The organism is Actinomadura atramentaria DSM 43919, from assembly GCF_000381885.1.
GTDB classification, from domain to species: domain Bacteria; phylum Actinomycetota; class Actinomycetes; order Streptosporangiales; family Streptosporangiaceae; genus Spirillospora; species Spirillospora atramentaria.
In genome coordinates this window covers 27,477-43,422 of sequence record NZ_KB907215.1, presented here as the reverse complement: position 1 = coordinate 43,422, position 15,946 = coordinate 27,477, and the positions used below count along the sequence as shown (strand labels likewise).

Here is a 15,946-nt window from a genome sequence, read left to right as displayed (position 1 = left end):
GGCGTGAGGAGGCCGTCATGAAGCTGGGGAGATGGGTCGTTGGGGGTGCCGCGTTGGCGGCGGTGCTGGCCGTCGTCGCGCCCGCGCGCGCCGATTCGGGTGCCGGTGTTTCGGACGTGCTCGGGCATCAGGGGCGGTGGATCACCGACGCGCAGGGAAGGCGCGTCATTCCGCACGGGTTCAACATGGTCGCCAAAGCGCCGCCGTATGATCCGGCGCGGCTCGGGTTCGGGGAGAAGGACGCCGCGTTCCTGGCCGAGCACGGCTTCACGGCGGTGCGGCTCGGGGTGGTGCTGAGCGGGCTCGAACCGAGCCCCGGCGAGTTCGACGACCGGTATCTGGCGAGCATCGAGAAGACCGTCGACGTGCTCGGGAAACACGGAATCCGGACACTGCTCACCTTCCCGCAGGACCTCCTGAGCACGAAGTTCAGAGGCACCGGGTACCCCGACTGGATGATCCGCACGGACGGCATCCCCGTCGACTTCCTCAACCACGACACGTTCCAGAACCTGCTCAGCAATCCGGCCCTCCAGCGCGCCGAGGACAACTTCTGGAACAACGCGCCCGTCGCCGGGAAGGGCCTCCAGGACTGGTACGCGGAGGCTTGGACGCATGTCGCGAAGAGGTTCCGGGGAAATCCGGCCGTCCTCGGCTACGACCTGTGGAACGAGCCGTGGCCGGGCAGCGCTTGGCCGTCGTGCCTGCCGCCGTTCGGGTGCGGGGATTTCGACGGGAAGAAGCTCGCGCCGTTCTTCACGAAGATGATCCGCGCGATCCGCACCGTCGATCCGGGGCATCTGGCGTTCTACGAGCCGAATCTGCTGGCGACGGTCGGTTCGCCGATCAATCTCGGCCGTCCCGGCGACGCCCGCAGCGGCCTGTCGTTCCACGCCTACTGCGTCGATCTGTCGGGCAAGGAGACGCCGGACTGGATGTACCGGATCTGCGACGGCGTGCAGAAGACCGTCTTCGACCAGGCGGCCGCGCAGGCCGACCGCACCGGTGACGCGCTGCTGCTGTCGGAGTTCGGCGCGACGAAGAACCCGGACGAGATGTCGTACGTCGTCCGGCTCGCGGACGAGCGCCGCGTGCCGTGGCTGGAGTGGACGTACTGCCGCTGCGGCGATCCCACCGACGGCGGGACCGTCGAAGGGCTCGTGTACGACCTGACGAAGCCGAGAAGCGGCGCGAACGTCAACACGGCCGCGCTCAACGTCCTGGACGAGCCCTATCCGCAAGTCGTCGCCGGAACACCGAAGAGCTACGGCTACGACCCCGACGCGAACATCTTCACGCTCACCTACACGCCGTCCGGCGGGGGAGACACGCTCGTCTACACGTCACCGCTGCACCATCCGCGCGGGTACCGCGTCGCCGTGCGCGGCGCGACGGTCGTGTCCGCGCCGGACGCACCGGTGCTGCGGCTGCGCGCGGCACCCGGCGCGACCGAGGTCGGGGTGTCGGTCAGCGGCTGACCCGCCGCGCCAGCACGCGGTAGGTGTTCGCCCCGCCGAAACGGTGGATGAGCGGTGCCGCGAGCTGGTCGGCGGCCATCGCCGTCGCGAGCAGCGGCGCCCCGGCCACGCTCACCGCGACGCGCGCCGCGATCCGCGTCCGGCGCAGCCCGGCGGGCGTCCACGGGCGGTCCGGGTGCGGCGGGATGAGCCGGTTCAGCAGCAGGACGACGACCATCAGCAGATCGAGGTTCTGGTGGGCCGGGCCGCGCTCGATCGCGACCGGCTCGAAACCCCTGCTGACCAGCGCGTTCACCAAGTTATCCACAGGGATCAGGTGGAGGTGCTGGGGCTGGAACCAGTTGTGCCACCATCGACCCGCCAGCCGGGCGACGGGCGATTCGGGGTCGGGCACCTCGATGAGCAGGTGGCCCCCGGCGGGCAGCGTCCGCGCCGCCGCGTCGAGTTCGGAGAGGGGGTCGAGGGTGTGCTCCAGGTAGTGGTGCATGCTGACCACGTCGTAGGTGCCCGCGAGCTTGTCGGCCAGGTCGGGGAACTGGCCGTAGTGGGCGAGGTCCACCCAGCCGCGGCGCTCGGCCTCGATGATCCCCGACCCGAAGTCGAGGGCGTCGAAGCGCGTGCCGGGCCAGATGTCGCGGGCCGCGTTGCAGAAGTGCCCGTGGCCGCCGCCGACGTCCAGCCACGCCCGGGGGACCGCGTGCCCGCGCAGCATCTCCGCGCGGGCCCGGTAGTGCGGGCCGCTGAGCTGGAAGCCCCGCTCGACCTCCGCCGCGCCGATGCCGTCGTAGTAGTCGCGGTAGTAGAAGTCCAGGCCCGCGTCGTTCAGCCGCGGGTTCTGGAAGACGTGCCCGCAGGAGTCGCAGCGGCCGAGGCGGAACGTGCCGGGCTTGCGCTGCTGGTAGTCGAGGCTGGTGAGGTACGGGCGGACGGCCTCGTCCCCGCACCACGGGCAGTCCGTGCGGGGCGGGCAGAAGAAGCGGGCCGTGCCGCCCTGGAGGTCGGCGCGGTAGCGGGCGCGCAGGCGCGGCAGGTCGGGATTGGGCTCCTCGCGGGCGAGCGCCGTGCGCGCCCAGCGGGCGGGGGCCGCGACGGGCCGCAGCAGGGCGAACCGGCGCAGGTCGTGCGGGCACAGCGGGGTGCCCGCCGTCGCGAGGAAGGGGTGCGCGCAGGACGCGGCGAGCACGGCCGTCCCCCACCGGGGCCGCCGCGCCGTGAGCAGCGCCAGTCCGGTCAGCCCGGCCAGGACGCCGGTCAGGTGCGTGGGGAGGTCGAGGTGCAGGCGGGACCGCAGGATCGTGCGCCGGTCGCGGGGCGTGAGCGCGGCGGCGGGCAGCGGGGCCAGGTCCGGCGCGACCGCGACGTCGGTGGTGACGGGCGCGTACCGCTTCAGGCGGACGGCGAGCGCGTCCATCTCCGCCGCCGACAGGTCCGCGAGGCGGTCCGGCGCGGCCCGCCGCAGGACGTCCTCGCTCACCAGGACGGCGTGCCCGGCGCTCTCGCCGCGCGCCAGCCGCGCGCGCCGGTAGCCGGCCGGGTCGAGCCGCCGCGCGAGTTCGAGGGCGCGCGCGGCGTCGAGCCGGGCGGGGACGAGATCGAGCACGTCCAGGCCCTGCTCGACCGCGTACGCGGTCGCGGCGGCCCGCGTCGCCGCGTCCACCTCGACCCCGGCGGCCGTGATGAACCGGAACCCCCGCCCGTCGGCGTCGGCGGGGTTGTTGGCGGGGTCAGGGGGGAGGACGGTCAGTCGGGCGGTGCGGGAGCGGCGCCGGAGGGCGTCCGCGGCGATGCCGAGCGCCGCGGCCACGGGGAGCCACCGGGTCCTGTCGTCCATCGGTCACACCTTCGCGGCGCCGAGCGCCTTCATCATGAGCGGCCAGGCGGTCGCCAGTTCGGGTCGCCAGTAGTTCCAGTTGTGCCAGCCGTCGCCGTACAGGTGGACGGTGGCCGGGATGCCGAGCTGCTTGAGCCGGTTCACGAAGTCCTGCGACGTGTGCCCGACGATCAGCTCGCCGGTCGCGCCGTAGAAGTTCGCGTCGATCGGGCTGTTGGCGGGGTCGTCGTAGGGGCCGGGCATGCCCGTCGTGCCCGCCGAGATGTAGAGGCCGGTGCCGCGGAGCTTGCCTGCGAGCTCGTAGGGATCGTGGGCCTTCCAGTTGGCGTCGTCCCAGATCGGGATGCCCCAGACCGAGTACGGGTCGAACCCGAACGACAGGCCCTGGAGCATCAGCGTCCACTCGACGGCCGGGTCGGAGATGTGCAGCAGGCCGCTGAAGCTCGCGGCGTAGCGGAACATGCCGGGGTGGCGCGCGGCGTAGGCGATCGCGCCCTGGCCGCCGGACGAGACGCCGAGCGCGGCGCGCGTCGTGCTCGCCCGGTAATTGCGTTCGAGGAGTTGCAGCACTTCCTGGGTATGGAACGTCTCCCACTTGGGAGTTCCGCCCTTGCCGTAGTTCCACCAGTCGGTGAAACCGCCGTTCTTGCCACCGGACGGCATGACGACGATGACGCCCCACTGGGCGGCGAGATCGGCGATCTGGCTGCCCTTCACCCAGGACGTGTAATCGTCGTTCCCGCCCTGGTAGGCGTACACGACGGGCCAGGTCCGGGCGGCCGTCCGCGACCATCCCTTCGGCAGCAGGACCCGGATCATCTCGCTGTCGCCGATCGCGGGCGTCGCGACGGTGAGGTCCACCGTCGAGTCGTCCACCCGCGTCTCGGCCGTGATCCTGGCCCCGTCGTCGGCGGGGAGCGGCTGCTCCGCGTCGGCGCTCCGGGAGGTCCCGGGCAGTGCGCCCGCGGTCACCAGGAGCGCGAGCGCGCCTCCGGTGATGCTCCGCAGGGCGCGGGAGAAGCAGCGCATCGTCACCTTCCGAGGTCGGTCCCCTCGATCCGGCGCGCAATGCTAATTCCAGTGAGCCCCCGAGAGCAGAAGTCAGCGGAGCCTTTCGTGAAAATCCTTTGTCGGTCGACTGACAAAAGTCCGGGAAACAGTCAGCGGCGGACAGAAGATCATTCGGTATTTAGCATCGGGCGGGCATCGTGGTCGTCACGCACCGGAGCGGGCCGGTCCCGGATTGCCCGCGTCGTCCACCGCCTGGACGGTGACCGGTCCGGCGGGCACGGTGAGCGTCTGCTTCGCGCCCGCCGCGGCGGTCGCGGGGACGGTCGTGGTCCGCCCGCCCGCGGTGATCCGGTACGCGGTGGCGCGGCCGGTGAGGCCGTCGTCGCCGGGCGCGGTGAACGTCAGCGTGTTCCCGGATCGGGCGACGTCGCGCAGCGCGCCGGGGGCGCGGGTGTCGGTGCCGTAGCGGCCGGTGCGGCGCTCGTCGTGGTGGTAGGTCCACCACTCGGTGTTCGCGGACGCCTTCCCGCCGGTCTTCCAGGCGAACAGGTAGCCCTCGCGGGTCGTGGCGACGAGGTCGGTTTTGCCGTCCCCGTCGAGGTCCCCGGCGGACGGCGACCACAGCATCCAGCCGCCCGTGAACGCCGGGAAGCCCGACGCCTGGCGGCCCGAACCGCCGAACGCGTGGAGCGTGGAGGTGTCGCCGCCGTCCACGATCTCGGCCTTCCCGTCGCCGGTGACGTCGGTGATGATCGGCGCGCCGAGGAAGCCGAGCCCGGTGCGGCCCTGCGGGAAGCCGAGCATCGGCAGGCCCGTCGCCGCGTCGTACCCGCGCTGGTAGTTGCCGATCGGCTGCCCGCTGCCGGGGAACAGCAGCGCCGCGACGAGCGACAGCGCGCCCGACCCGGCCTCGCTGTAGCCGATCCGGTCGAACGGTCCGAACTTCCCGAACGCCCCGGAGGTGGTGAACGACAGGGGGACGTCGGCGCCGAGGTTGCCGCCGAGCACCGCGCCCGGTGACAGCATCCCGGCGATGTTCTCCAGCGGCCCGAAGTTCTTGACGATCTTCCCGGCGCCGTTGATGAGGTACGTCGGGCCGAAGGACGGGCCGGTGGCGACCTCGTCCTTGCCGTCGCCGTCCACGTCGGCGACGGCGGGCTGGTTCACGCCCTCGGTGATGAACTCCTGCGCGGAGCCGTAGAACGTCATCGTGGAGTTGGTCCGGACGGGCCAGCCCTTCACCGGCGTCCCGTCGGCGTGGTAGGCGAAGACGTAGTTCGCGCCGTAGAACTGCTCGCCGGAGCCCTTGCTGTCGGAGCGCTGCGACCGGACGACGATCTCGGGCTTCCCGTCGCCGTCCAGGTCGGCCTCGGCGGGCATGCCGGGCAGCTTGCGGTCGTCGATGCGGACGTAGCCGGACGGCGGCGCGGCGTCGAGTTTCACCTCGACGGGCCAGCCGGGCAGGTCGGTGCCGTCCGGCCGCCAGGCGTGCAGCCGCCCGTCCCAGCCGGCCTGGACGACGTCGAGCCGCCCGTCGCCGTCGAGGTCGGTGAGCATCGGCGACGCCGTCGCGCCCTGGACGGGCAGCCGCGTGTACTTCAGCGCGGGCCGGGGGATCGCGGGCTTGGACACGCCCGCGTCCAGCACCTTCGGCCAGCCGGGCAGGAGCTTCCCGGCCGCGTCGAACGCGTACGTCCGCCCGGTCGTGCTGGTGACGACGACCTCCTGGCGGCCGTCGTGGAACAGGTCCCCGATCGCGACGGGCGCGACGATCGGCTCGTGCCCGGGGTCGATGCCGGGGTACGCGTGCTGCGGGACGGTCGGCAGCGTCGTGACGGGCCAGCCGGGCAGCTCCGCGCCGGTGACGCCGTCGCGGGCGTGGACGCGCCCGTCGCCGTCGCCGTAGACGATGGCCTGGCGGCCGTCGCCGCGCAGGTCCGCGAGCGCGGGCTGGCTCTCGTTGCCGGCGCCGAGCTTCATCGGGAAGCCGGAGCGCAGCGCCGGGTCGTGGTGGACGGCGATGGCGCGCCGTTCCTCCGACATGCGCCCGGCCGCGTCCCACACGCGCAGCCGCAGCGTGACGGTGTACTGCTCGCTGGCCGACAGCGCCTTGTCCGACGACAGCTCGTACTGCTTCTTCCACACCGACTCGGGGACCTTGGACAGGTCGAGCGTGCCGACCTTGCCGTCGTGCGGCGCGCTGCCCTCGCCCGAACCGGCCTTCGCGAACGCGGACTCGGCGGGCTCGATGCCCGGCGCCCACTGAAGTTCGTACCGGTAGCCGCTGGAACGCGGCGCGGCCACGTACCCGGTGACGTCCACCTTGTCGGTCTTCGTCGGGTCGTAGAGGGAGTACCAGTCGGGGCCGGTGATCGACCCGACCGGCGGCACCGCGCCGTCCTTGACCGCCTGGAGCGCCTTGGCGACGTTCGGCCGCCCGTACCCGTACTGCCGGTCCCAGCCCTTCTTGCCGGGCCACGGCAGCGACGGGTCGTCGATGTCGGACGCCGTCGCGCGCAGGACCTGGATCGCCTCCTCGTTCGTCAGCGGATGCCCGGTCTCGATGCCGTAGGACAGCAGCAGCCCGAAGACGCCGCCCGTCGTCGGCGTGGACTCCGACGTCGAGCCGCCCTCGGTGGACACCGAGAACATCGCCTTCGCGCCGAACGACGTCTGGTCCGAGCGCGTGCGGTACGTCGTCGTCAGCGGGTTCGCGATCGGGTCCGGGACGCTCCCGGCCGTGTTCGCGACGAGCCCGTTGCCGGGGACGACGTGCGGCCAGAACATGCCGCCCTGGTGGTCGGTCGAGTCGAAGTCGTTGCTGGACTCGACCATGACGACGCCCTCGCGCCACAGCTTCTCGACGGTCTGCTTCATGTAGTTCGAGTAGCCGAGGTCCGCCGTCGTGCTGACGATCACCTTCGCGCCCAGGTGCGCGGCGTACAGCCACGCCTGCGCGAGGTCGTCGGTGCGGTCGAGGGCCTCCTGCCCGGCGCGGATCGGCAGGACGCGGCAGCGCGGGCAGATCCCCGCGCCCGCCGTCGCGTTGTCGGTCTGCGCGGCGGCGACCTTCATCTGCGAGTTCGCGTGGCCGTACGTGGAGTCGTAGGTGGCCGGGTCGTTCTGGTCCTCGTAGAAGTCCCAGCCGGAGATGTCGTCGGTGAAGCCGTTGCCGTCGTCGTCGCGGCCGTCGGAGAACGCGGCGATGAGGTCCTCGGGGTCGATGCGGCCGTTGCCGTTGGCGTCCTTGACGCGCGGGTCCTCGGCGTAGTCGGCGGCGGTGACCACGCCGTCGCCGTCCTTGTCGTAAGTGGCCGAGCCCTGCGGCTTCGGCAGCTCGCCGGTGTTCAGGAACACCTTGTCGGCCAGCTCGGCGGCGTCGCCGTTGTGCCAGTTGACGCCGCCCTCGACGTACGCGATCGTGACGTCCGGCGAGCCCTTGGTGTAGTCGCGCCACGCCTTGTCGACGGACATCCCGGACGCGCCCTCGGGGTCCTTGGCGTTCGGCGTGCAGCGCGGCAGGAAGGAGTACAGCCCGTGCTGCTCTCTCCCGGCCACCTTCGAGCAGTCCCCGCCGCCTTCGAGCGGGGCGTACGACGGGTCGTTCGGATAACCGCCGGTGTCCGCCAGCGCGGCCGGGCCCCACACCAGGGCCAGCGCGACGAGGAAGGCACTCGCTGAACGCATCCGCACTTCGGGCTCCTGACGTCACCGGAGAACACGCGGACACGAGAATCCCTCACTTTCGCGCCGTCCGATACGAAGACGGGTGACAAAAGGAAGAGCCCGCTTACGCCCGACCTGACTTTCGGGCGTCCCGAAGGGAGGAATCGGGGCCCGGCGCGGGGCCGGGCCCCCGGCTCACCACTCCGGCACGGAACCGTCGCGCTGCAGGAACTCCAGCCGGTTGCCGACGTTGTCGGCGGCGTAGAACCGGCGGTGGCCGGGGAACGCGTCGTCCCAGGTCACGTCCACGCCGTGGTCCGTCAGCCGCTTGGCCAGCGCGTCCAGGTCACCGACGCGGACGCCCGGATGCGCCTTGCGCGCGGGCCGGAAGTCGTCCTCGACGCCCAGGTGGATCTCCAGCGCGTCCGCGCGCACCCACAGCCCGCCGCGCGCCGCCAGGATCGGCGGCTTCTGGATCTCCAGCATGCCGAGAACGCCGACGTAGAACGTGCGGCACTCGTCCTCGGCGCCCCGCGGGATGGCGAGCTGCACGTGGTGCAGGCCGTAGGAGAACGGCGAGTCGTGGTCGGGGCCGTAACCCTGCGCCGAAGTCTGCTCCATCAGTCGTCGATCCTCCGTTCCGCCGGGGCTCGCCCCCGGCTCTCGAACCGTTCCGGTGCCGGTCAGCCGGCGACGAGCGCCGCGAGGCGCTCCATGCACTGCACGCTCGCGTCGTAGCCCCCGTCGGTGAAGTCGTCGCCCCAGGGGTTGTCGCGCTGCCGCTGGTTCAGGACGCGGCCGACGCGCCAGTGCGTCTCCAGGGACAGCCAACCGCCGTAGCCGTCCGCGCGCAGTGTTTCGACGATCTCCGCCCACGGCAGGTCCCCGTCGCCGAGCCGGACGTAGCCGGTCGTGCCCGCCGGGTCCTTGACGTGGACGTGCCCGATGAGGTCGCGCCCGAGCCGGTACTCGGCGGGGAACGGCGTCCGGCCCATCCCGCTGAACACGGTGTTCCCCGGGTCCCACAGGACGCCGAGTCCGGGGACGTCCACGGCCTCCAGGAAGCGCATGAGCAGCGCCATCGTCGGCGTGTTCGTCCTGGTCCCGGTCTCGACGAGCAGCCGGACGCCGTCCAGCGGCACCCCGTCCAGCACCCGCCGCGCCGCCCTGGCCGCCGCGACCGGGTCCGGATCGCCCTCCCGGTAGAACGTGAAGATCCGCACGTGCGGCGCGCCGAGCACGCGCGCCTGCCCGATCGCGCGGACGAGCACCGCACGGACCGCCGCGACGTCCGCGTCCGTGCGCGGCAGCGCGGTCTTGAGCGCGGGCGGACAGAACCCGGCGACCGCCAGCCCGCGCGCGGCCAGGTCGGCGGCGACGCCGCGCAGCTCGTCGTCGGTCAGCTCGTGCGGCGGCACGTTGCGCACCGAGCGGACCTCGATCCCGCCGAACCCGCACGCGGCGGCGGCGTCGGCGGCCCGGCCGGGGTCCTGGTCCACCTCGTCGTTGATGATGGCTAGGCGCATGCGATGTCCTCCCACGCGGCGCGCAGAGCGGCCAGGTCGTCGCGCGGCGTCCCGGCGCGGGACTCCACGGTGATGTCGACGGCGGCCGTGCGGAACGCCGCCAGCCAGCCGAGGTCGGCGGCGGCCAGCGGCCGGTGCGCGGGCCGGCCCCCGTCCGCCGCCGGGTCGAAGCCCTTCACCTGCACGGCCGACGCCCACGGCGCGAGCAGCGCGAGCGCCGCCGGTTCGTCGTCGGCGATCTCGTGCAGACCGAGGTTGTCCACGACGAGCCGGCAGCCGTACCGCGCGCACAGCTCGGCCAGCTCGGCGGGCGCGGCCCCGCCCCGGTGCGTCTCGACCAGGACCTGGTCGGGCGCGCGGTCCGCCGTCAGCGCGGCGAGCTGGTCGCGGGTGGCCGCCGCCGACGCCGCGCCCGGCGCGGCGAACACCTTCACGGGCAGGCCGGGGAACCGCGCGGCGGCGTCCGGACGCTGGTCGGACGCGCCGAGCACGACCGAGAGGCCGACGAACGAGACCGCGAGCCCGCCGAGGCCCGCGAGGCCGTCGTCCTCCCAGCGGTGGCCCTTGTCCGCGCGCAGGTCCGCGACCGAGCCCCCGGCGCCGCGGACGAGCGCCGCCAGCTCCGCCGCCGCGAGCCGGGGCGCGGTGCCCGAGGACAGTCCGAGCCGCGTCACCATCCGGTGCCCGCCTTCCGCACCTCGTCCAGGATTCGGGTGGCCCCCCGGCTCCGCGCCAGCGAGCACAGCTCGCCGCCGCTCGTGAACTCGGTGTAGACGCGGCCGCGCAGCGCGGGCGTCGGGGCGGCGGGCACGGTGCGCTCGGCGTCGCCGTCGCGCAGGACGACCGCGCCGTCCGCGATGCTCAGGTACCGGTCGCCGCCGACGATCACGAGCTGTTCCGCGCGCGCCGGGACGTCCGCCGCGATCGTCACCGCGAGCGTCGACCCGGCGGCGAACCGGACGACCGCGCCGACCCGCACGTCGATGCCGGGCGCGCACGACCGGTGCTCCACGACGTCCACCGCCTCCACGTCCCCGAGCGCCTGGCACGCCAGGTCCAGGTAGTGGACGCCGAGATGCGCGGTGATCCCGCCCAGCGACCGGCCCGGATCGGCCCGCCAGCCCGTGTAGTGCCGCGCCGGGACGCGATGGCGGCTGACGAGCAGCGTCCCGGCCGCCGCGCGGAACGGCCGGTCCAGCACCTCGGCGGGCAGCCGGAACCGGTGCTGGAGCATGACGCCGATCCGGCCGTCCAACGCCTCCAACTGGTCCAGTTCCGCCACCGACATGCACGGCGGCTTCTCCAGCAGCACCGCCTTGCCCGCCGCGACGGCCGCCGCCGCCAGCTCCGCGCGCCCGCCCGGCGGCACGCACAGCGCGACGGCGTCCACCCGCGGGTCGGCCAGCACCGACGCCCAGTCGGCCGCGCGCGGGTACGGGTCCGTGCGGACGGCCGGGTCGGCCTCCAGCACCGAGTGGACGGTCACGTCCGGCAGCTCCGCGACGGCGGCGGCGTGCTGCCGCCCCGCGCTCCCGAAGCCGCAGATGGCCACGCGCATGGTCCTCCGATCGGGTGTCACAGCGCCTCCGCGCGCGGGGCGGCGACGCCGCCCCGGGTGTCCAGGAGCGGCCGCCCCGTCCGGGCGACCTCCGCGCCGCCGTAGGCGCGGTGCGCCTGGAGCAGGATCGCCAGGTCCGCCCCGGCGAGCCCGGCCGCCAGGTCCGTCGCGCGCCGGACGGGCGCGCCGTCCACCCGCCAGTCCGCGACGTACGGGTCGTGGTAGGCCAGCCGCGCGGACCGGGCGAGCAGTTCGCGGGCGACCGGCAGCGCCGGGGTCTCCCGCTGGTCGGCGACGTCCTCCTTGTAGGTGACGCCGAGCAGCAGCACCTCCGCGCCCGCCAGCGTCCCGCCGTGCCGCGCGAGGAGTTCGGCCGCGCGGTCCACGACGTGGCGGGCCATCCGCCGGTTGACGTCCTCGGCCAGCTCCACGAACCGGAACGGGACGCCCGCCGCCCGCGTCCGGTACGACAGGTAGTGCGGGTCCACCGGGATGCAGTGCCCGCCGACGCCCGGCCCCGGGCGGAACGCCTGGAAGCCGAACGGCTTGGTCCCCGCGCAGCGGATCGCGTCCCACAGGTCCACGCCCAGCTCCCGGCAGAACATCGCCATCTCGTTGACGAGCGCGATGTTGACGTACCGGTAGGTGTTCTCCAGCAGCTTCGCCATCTCGGCCTCGCGCGTGGACTTGGCCTGGACGACCTCGTCGCACAGCTTCGCGTAGAACGCCACGGCCGCCGTCGCGCACGCGGGCGTGTGGCCGCCGACGACCTTCGGGGTGTTGCGCAGCCCGAACCGCTTGTTGCCGGGGTCGATGCGCTCGGGGGAGAACGCCAGGTGGAAGTCCGTTCCAGCGCGCAGCCCGGAGCGCTCTTCCAGGATCGGGCGGACGACCTCGTCCGTGGTGCCCGGGAAGCTGGTGGACTCCACGATCACCAGCGAGTCCGGGCCCAGGACGCCGCCCGCCGTCCGCGCTGCGGCGCGGAGCGCGGCCAGATCAGGGCCGCCCGTCCGCGACAGCGGCGTCGGGACGCAGATCACGACCGTCCTCGGCGGCGGTAACTCCGCCTCGTCGGAGACCGCGCGGAACCCGCCCGCCGCGAGCGCGCGCACGTCGTCGTCGGTGACGTCGTCCACGTGCGACCGGCCCGCCCGCAGCGACGCCACCACCGCCGCGCTCCGGTCGAACCCGGCGACCCGGTACCCGGCGCCGACCGCCTCGCGGACCAGCGGCAGCCCCACGTAGCCGAGCCCGATCACGAGCACGTCGACCGGCTCCCGGCCGGTCCCCTGCATCACGTCTCCCACGCCGACCACGTCTCCCTCGTGATTCATCGCGTCGTCCCGGCGGGCTCGCCGAGGATTCGCAGCCGCGCCAGGGCGGCGCGGACGTCCAGCGCGCGCGGGCCGAGCGGCGGCCGCGGCCGGTCCGCCGCCGACCGCCGCAGGCCGGTGAGGAACGGCGCGGTCTCGACGCCGACCAGCTCCGCCAGCCCCTCGGCGCGGCCGTCGCACAGGTCCGCGTAGTCCAGCTCGCACCGCCGCTCGGGCGGCACGCGGGCGCGGAACTCCAGCCACCGCGACGCCCAGTGCGCCCACTTCGCCGACGCCGCGGCGGCGTGCGCGGGGTTCCACGGCTTGTCGCGCGGCCACGCCAGCATCGACGCGACCGTCTCGGCCGGGTCCCGCACCAGGAAGATCCAGCGCGCGTCGGGGAACACCGCGTCGAGCCACGGCAGGTCGAGCAGGTACTCGTTGTACTTGTCGCCCCACGGCTCGGCCGCGTACGCCTCCGCGCAGATCCGCCGGGCCTCCTCGGCGACGGTCGGGGCGGCGCGTCCGTCGGCGGCGCGGCGCGCCCCGGCGAGCAGCGCGGCGCGGGCGCGGCCCAGCCACGCGCCGGCCCCGTCGCCGTACGGCGGGACGCGGGCGAGCGCGTGCGCCGCCTCGTCCGCGCGCAGATGCGCGGCGGCGACGTCGGCGGGCGTCCACCAGCGCCGCAGCAGGTAGGGCAGCTTCCCGTTGACGGTGAAGCAGCCCCCGGCCGCCGCGACGGCCGCCGACAGCGCCGCGCCGAGCGCCGTGGTCCCGGAGCGCTGCGGGCCGACGAGCAGCAGCGGCCCGGGCGGCGCGCTCACGTCGCCGCCGCCGCGAGGCGCGCGCGGTGCCGCCGGGCGCGCTCGCGGCCGCCGAGGTACACCGCGTCGAGCGCGACGTTCAGCAGCGCCGCCGCGACCTGGTCGCCCGCGAGCGCGTCCCGCGCCGCGCCCGCCAGCCGCCTGCGGGCCGGGGAGTCCAGCGGCGTGTCGTCCAGCAGCCCCGCGCGCCACGCCTCCCGGACCGCCGTGCGCAGCCCCTTGGAGTTGCGGTGCCGCACGAGCAGGTCCGGGACGAAGTGGCAGCGGCCGCCCGCCGCCTCCAGCCGCCGCACCAGGAACCGGTCGCTCATCGTCGGCGTGTCCGGGAAGCCCCCGGCCTTCACCAGCAGGTCGCGCCAGACGACGGCGTTGCCGCCCGCGAGGAATGCGACGGGCTGGCCCGGCTCGACGGGCGCGTACCGGCGGTCGTAGCGGAGCTGGCGCGCGCGGGACACCAGGCCGCGGTCGAACCGCAGGACCGGGCCCGTCACCGCGCCCCGGTCGCGGGTCAGCTCGCGGCGCGCCGCCGCGAACCAGCCCTGGGTGAGGCGCGCGTCGTCGTCGAGGAAACCGACCGCGTCCACCTCGTCCGCGAGCGTCTGCAGCGCGAGGTTGCGGCTGTAGGCCGCGCCCCTGCGGACGGCGTTGCGCCGTTTCACCAGCGGCACACCGCCGACGTCGGCGGGCAGCTCGACGGGCTCGGGCGCGCCGTCGTCCACGACGATCACCTGCGCGAGGGAGCCGTCGTCCTCCGCCGCGACGGACCGCAGGCACTCCCGCAGGTCGTCGGGCCGCCCGCAGGTCGGGATGATCAGAGCGATGCGCCGGGGCTCCACGGCCGCCTCCATTCGTCCATGCAGGTCTCCCACCGCTCCCGGCCGTCCGCCGGGAGGTACGTGCGGCGGATCTCGCGGGGCGCGGCGTCCCACGCGAGCGCGGGCGCCTTCACCGAGCCGAAGCACAGCTCGGGCAGTTCCACGCCCGGTCCGGGCGGGATTCCGTACGGGTACGCGAGCCAGTCGGGCGCGCCGGGCAGCCGCGCCGCCAGCACCGCCCCGGCCCGCGCGGCCTCGCGGCGGACCTCGGCGGGCGGCAGCCGGTCGAACGGGGTGTGCGAGCAGCCGTGGCTCGCGACGACGTGCCCGCGCCGGGTCAGCTCGGCCAGCTCGTCCCACGTCAGGTGCCGCAGGCGGCCCCGGACGGGATGGTCCTCGACCGTGCCGACGAGGTCGGTGCTGACGAAGTGGACGGCCCGCCAGCCGCGCCGCTCCATGATCGGCAGCGCGTGTTCGAGGACGTCGGCGTACCCGTCGTCGAACGTCAGCAGGCAGGTCGGCTCGGCGCTCCCGCCCGCCTCGACCACGGCCGGGACGGCGCGGGGGTCGAGCGGCCGGAACCGTTCGCCGAGCCCGGCGAGCGCCGCGTCGAACGCGGCCGGGGACACGCAGGTGTAGTGCCGGATGTCCGGATCGACGTGGTGGAAGTACAGGACGACCGGCCAGCCCGGCGCGGAACCGACCTCCGGCGGCGGGTGGACGGCCGTGCCCGCGGTTTCGCGCGCCATCAGAGCAGCTCCTTCGCTGACGGTAGGCCCGGGACGTCCCACGGCCGCATCGCCTGGAGCAGGCCGGGATCGAGGTCGGCGGGCGTCGCGCGGCCGACGAGCCGCATCGTCCGGACCAGCTCGGCCCGGAAGACCTCCAGCACCTGCGCGACGCCCGGCTCGCCGCCCGCCGCGAGCCCGTACACGAACGGCCGCCCGATGAGGACGGCCCGCGCGCCCAGGCTCAGCGCCTTCACCACGCAGCTCGCCCGGCGGACGCCGCCGTCCAGCAGCACCTCCGCCGCGTCGCCGACCGCGTCCGCGACCTCGGGCAGCGCGGTGAGCGTCGCGGGGGCGCCGTCGAGCGCCCGGCCGCCGTGGTTGGAGACGATCACCGCGTCCGCGCCCGCCTCGACGGCGGCGCGCGCGTCCGCGCCGGTGAGCACGCCCTTGACGAGCAGGGAACCCGCCCACTCCCGCCTGATCCACGCGATGTCGGCCCAGGTGAAGCGGGCCGACCGGGGCGCGCGGCCGTTGCCGAGGACGCGGGTCGCGCCCTGGACGGTCGCGCGCTGCCGCCGCGCGGCCAGCGCCATCGCCGCCGTCCAGCGCGGCGCCGCCGCCGCCTGCGCGGCGAGCCGCGCGACGAGCCGGGGCGTGGGCCGCACCGGCGGCACGACGCCGTGCCGCAGGTCCCGCTCGTGGTTGCCGGGCGGCGGCCCGTCGAGCGTCACGACCAGGCCGTCGAAGCCCGCGTCGCGGACCCGCGCCAGCAGCCGCTTCACCTCGTCGCGGCCGCCCGCCGAGTTGATCTGGAACCAGTGCGGGCCGGGGACGGCGGCGGCCACCTCCTCCGGCGAGCACAGCGCGATCTTGCTGAGCACCGCGAGGGTGCCCGCGCCGGCGGCGGCGCGCGCCGCGCCGACCGCCCCGTCCGGGTGGACGAGCTGCACCATCCCGCACGGCGCGAGCAGCACCGGCAGGTCGAGGCGGCGGCCGAGGACGGTCGTGCCGAGGTCGACGTCGACGTCCACGCCCATGCGCGGCCGCAGCGCGACGTCGCGGAACGCGCGCTCGTTGGCGGCGAGCGTCACCTCCCCGTCGGCGCCGCCGTCGACGTAGTCGAACAGGACGCGCGGCAGGACCCGGCGCGCCCGCGCGCGGGCGTCGGCGACGGTCCGGATCGGCGGTGGCAT

Annotated in this window: 13 protein-coding genes; 1 reads left to right on the top strand and 12 read right to left on the bottom strand. The window is 74.6% G+C overall.

Annotated features, from left to right (window positions below; genetic code table 11):
• Nucleotides 1–17: 17 nt before the first annotated feature.
• A complete protein-coding gene (locus G339_RS34505) occupies nucleotides 18–1,478 on the top strand; it encodes a cellulase family glycosylhydrolase (protein ID WP_084693324.1) in 1,461 nt (486 codons plus the stop codon).
• Here the strand turns inward: G339_RS34505 and G339_RS0119520 are convergent.
• From G339_RS0119520 to G339_RS34495, 12 genes are all read right to left on the bottom strand, one after another.
• Entirely contained in the window at nucleotides 1,468–3,309 is a 1,842-nt protein-coding gene (locus G339_RS0119520; protein ID WP_019632755.1) for a class I SAM-dependent methyltransferase, read from the bottom strand. The genes G339_RS34505 and G339_RS0119520 overlap by 11 nt on opposite strands.
• Before the next feature lie 3 nt (nucleotides 3,310–3,312).
• Nucleotides 3,313–4,338: an alpha/beta hydrolase gene (locus G339_RS0119515; RefSeq protein WP_019632754.1), complete on the bottom strand. Its 1,026-nt coding sequence runs from the start codon at nucleotides 4,336–4,338 to the stop codon at nucleotides 3,313–3,315.
• Between the two features lie 186 nt (nucleotides 4,339–4,524).
• Nucleotides 4,525–8,007: an FG-GAP-like repeat-containing protein gene (locus G339_RS0119510; RefSeq protein ID WP_019632753.1), complete on the bottom strand. Its 3,483-nt coding sequence runs from the start codon at nucleotides 8,005–8,007 to the stop codon at nucleotides 4,525–4,527.
• Between the two features lie 174 nt (nucleotides 8,008–8,181).
• Nucleotides 8,182–8,607: a VOC family protein gene (locus G339_RS0119505; RefSeq protein ID WP_019632752.1), complete on the bottom strand. Its 426-nt coding sequence runs from the start codon at nucleotides 8,605–8,607 to the stop codon at nucleotides 8,182–8,184.
• 62 nt (nucleotides 8,608–8,669) lie between these two features.
• Nucleotides 8,670–9,512 carry a sugar phosphate isomerase/epimerase family protein gene (locus tag G339_RS0119500; protein ID WP_019632751.1) on the bottom strand — a complete coding sequence of 281 codons (843 nt, stop codon included), beginning with the start codon at nucleotides 9,510–9,512 and terminating at the stop codon, nucleotides 8,670–8,672.
• Nucleotides 9,503–10,189, bottom strand: coding sequence for a hypothetical protein (locus G339_RS0119495; protein ID WP_019632750.1), 687 nt, complete (start codon nucleotides 10,187–10,189; stop codon nucleotides 9,503–9,505). The genes G339_RS0119500 and G339_RS0119495 overlap by 10 nt, the downstream gene beginning before the upstream one ends.
• Nucleotides 10,183–11,070, bottom strand: coding sequence for a Gfo/Idh/MocA family protein (locus tag G339_RS0119490; protein WP_026341599.1), 888 nt, complete (start codon nucleotides 11,068–11,070; stop codon nucleotides 10,183–10,185). Before G339_RS0119490 ends, G339_RS0119495 begins: the two co-directional genes overlap by 7 nt.
• A gap of 17 nt (nucleotides 11,071–11,087) precedes the next feature.
• Nucleotides 11,088–12,365: a nucleotide sugar dehydrogenase gene (locus tag G339_RS0119485; RefSeq protein WP_033323731.1), complete on the bottom strand. Its 1,278-nt coding sequence runs from the start codon at nucleotides 12,363–12,365 to the stop codon at nucleotides 11,088–11,090.
• 35 nt (nucleotides 12,366–12,400) lie between these two features.
• The gene (locus G339_RS0119480; protein WP_019632747.1) at nucleotides 12,401–13,207 is read right to left on the bottom strand and encodes a sulfotransferase; all 807 of its coding nucleotides are present in this window, start codon (nucleotides 13,205–13,207) and stop codon (nucleotides 12,401–12,403) included.
• A complete protein-coding gene (locus G339_RS0119475; protein WP_169514767.1) occupies nucleotides 13,204–14,043 on the bottom strand; it encodes a glycosyltransferase family 2 protein in 840 nt (279 codons plus the stop codon). Before G339_RS0119475 ends, G339_RS0119480 begins: the two co-directional genes overlap by 4 nt.
• Nucleotides 14,019–14,771: a polysaccharide deacetylase family protein gene (locus G339_RS36935; protein ID WP_026341597.1), complete on the bottom strand. Its 753-nt coding sequence runs from the start codon at nucleotides 14,769–14,771 to the stop codon at nucleotides 14,019–14,021. The genes G339_RS0119475 and G339_RS36935 overlap by 25 nt, the downstream gene beginning before the upstream one ends.
• The gene (locus G339_RS34495) at nucleotides 14,771–15,946 is read right to left on the bottom strand and encodes an alpha-hydroxy acid oxidase (RefSeq protein ID WP_019632745.1); all 1,176 of its coding nucleotides are present in this window, start codon (nucleotides 15,944–15,946) and stop codon (nucleotides 14,771–14,773) included. The genes G339_RS36935 and G339_RS34495 overlap by 1 nt, the downstream gene beginning before the upstream one ends.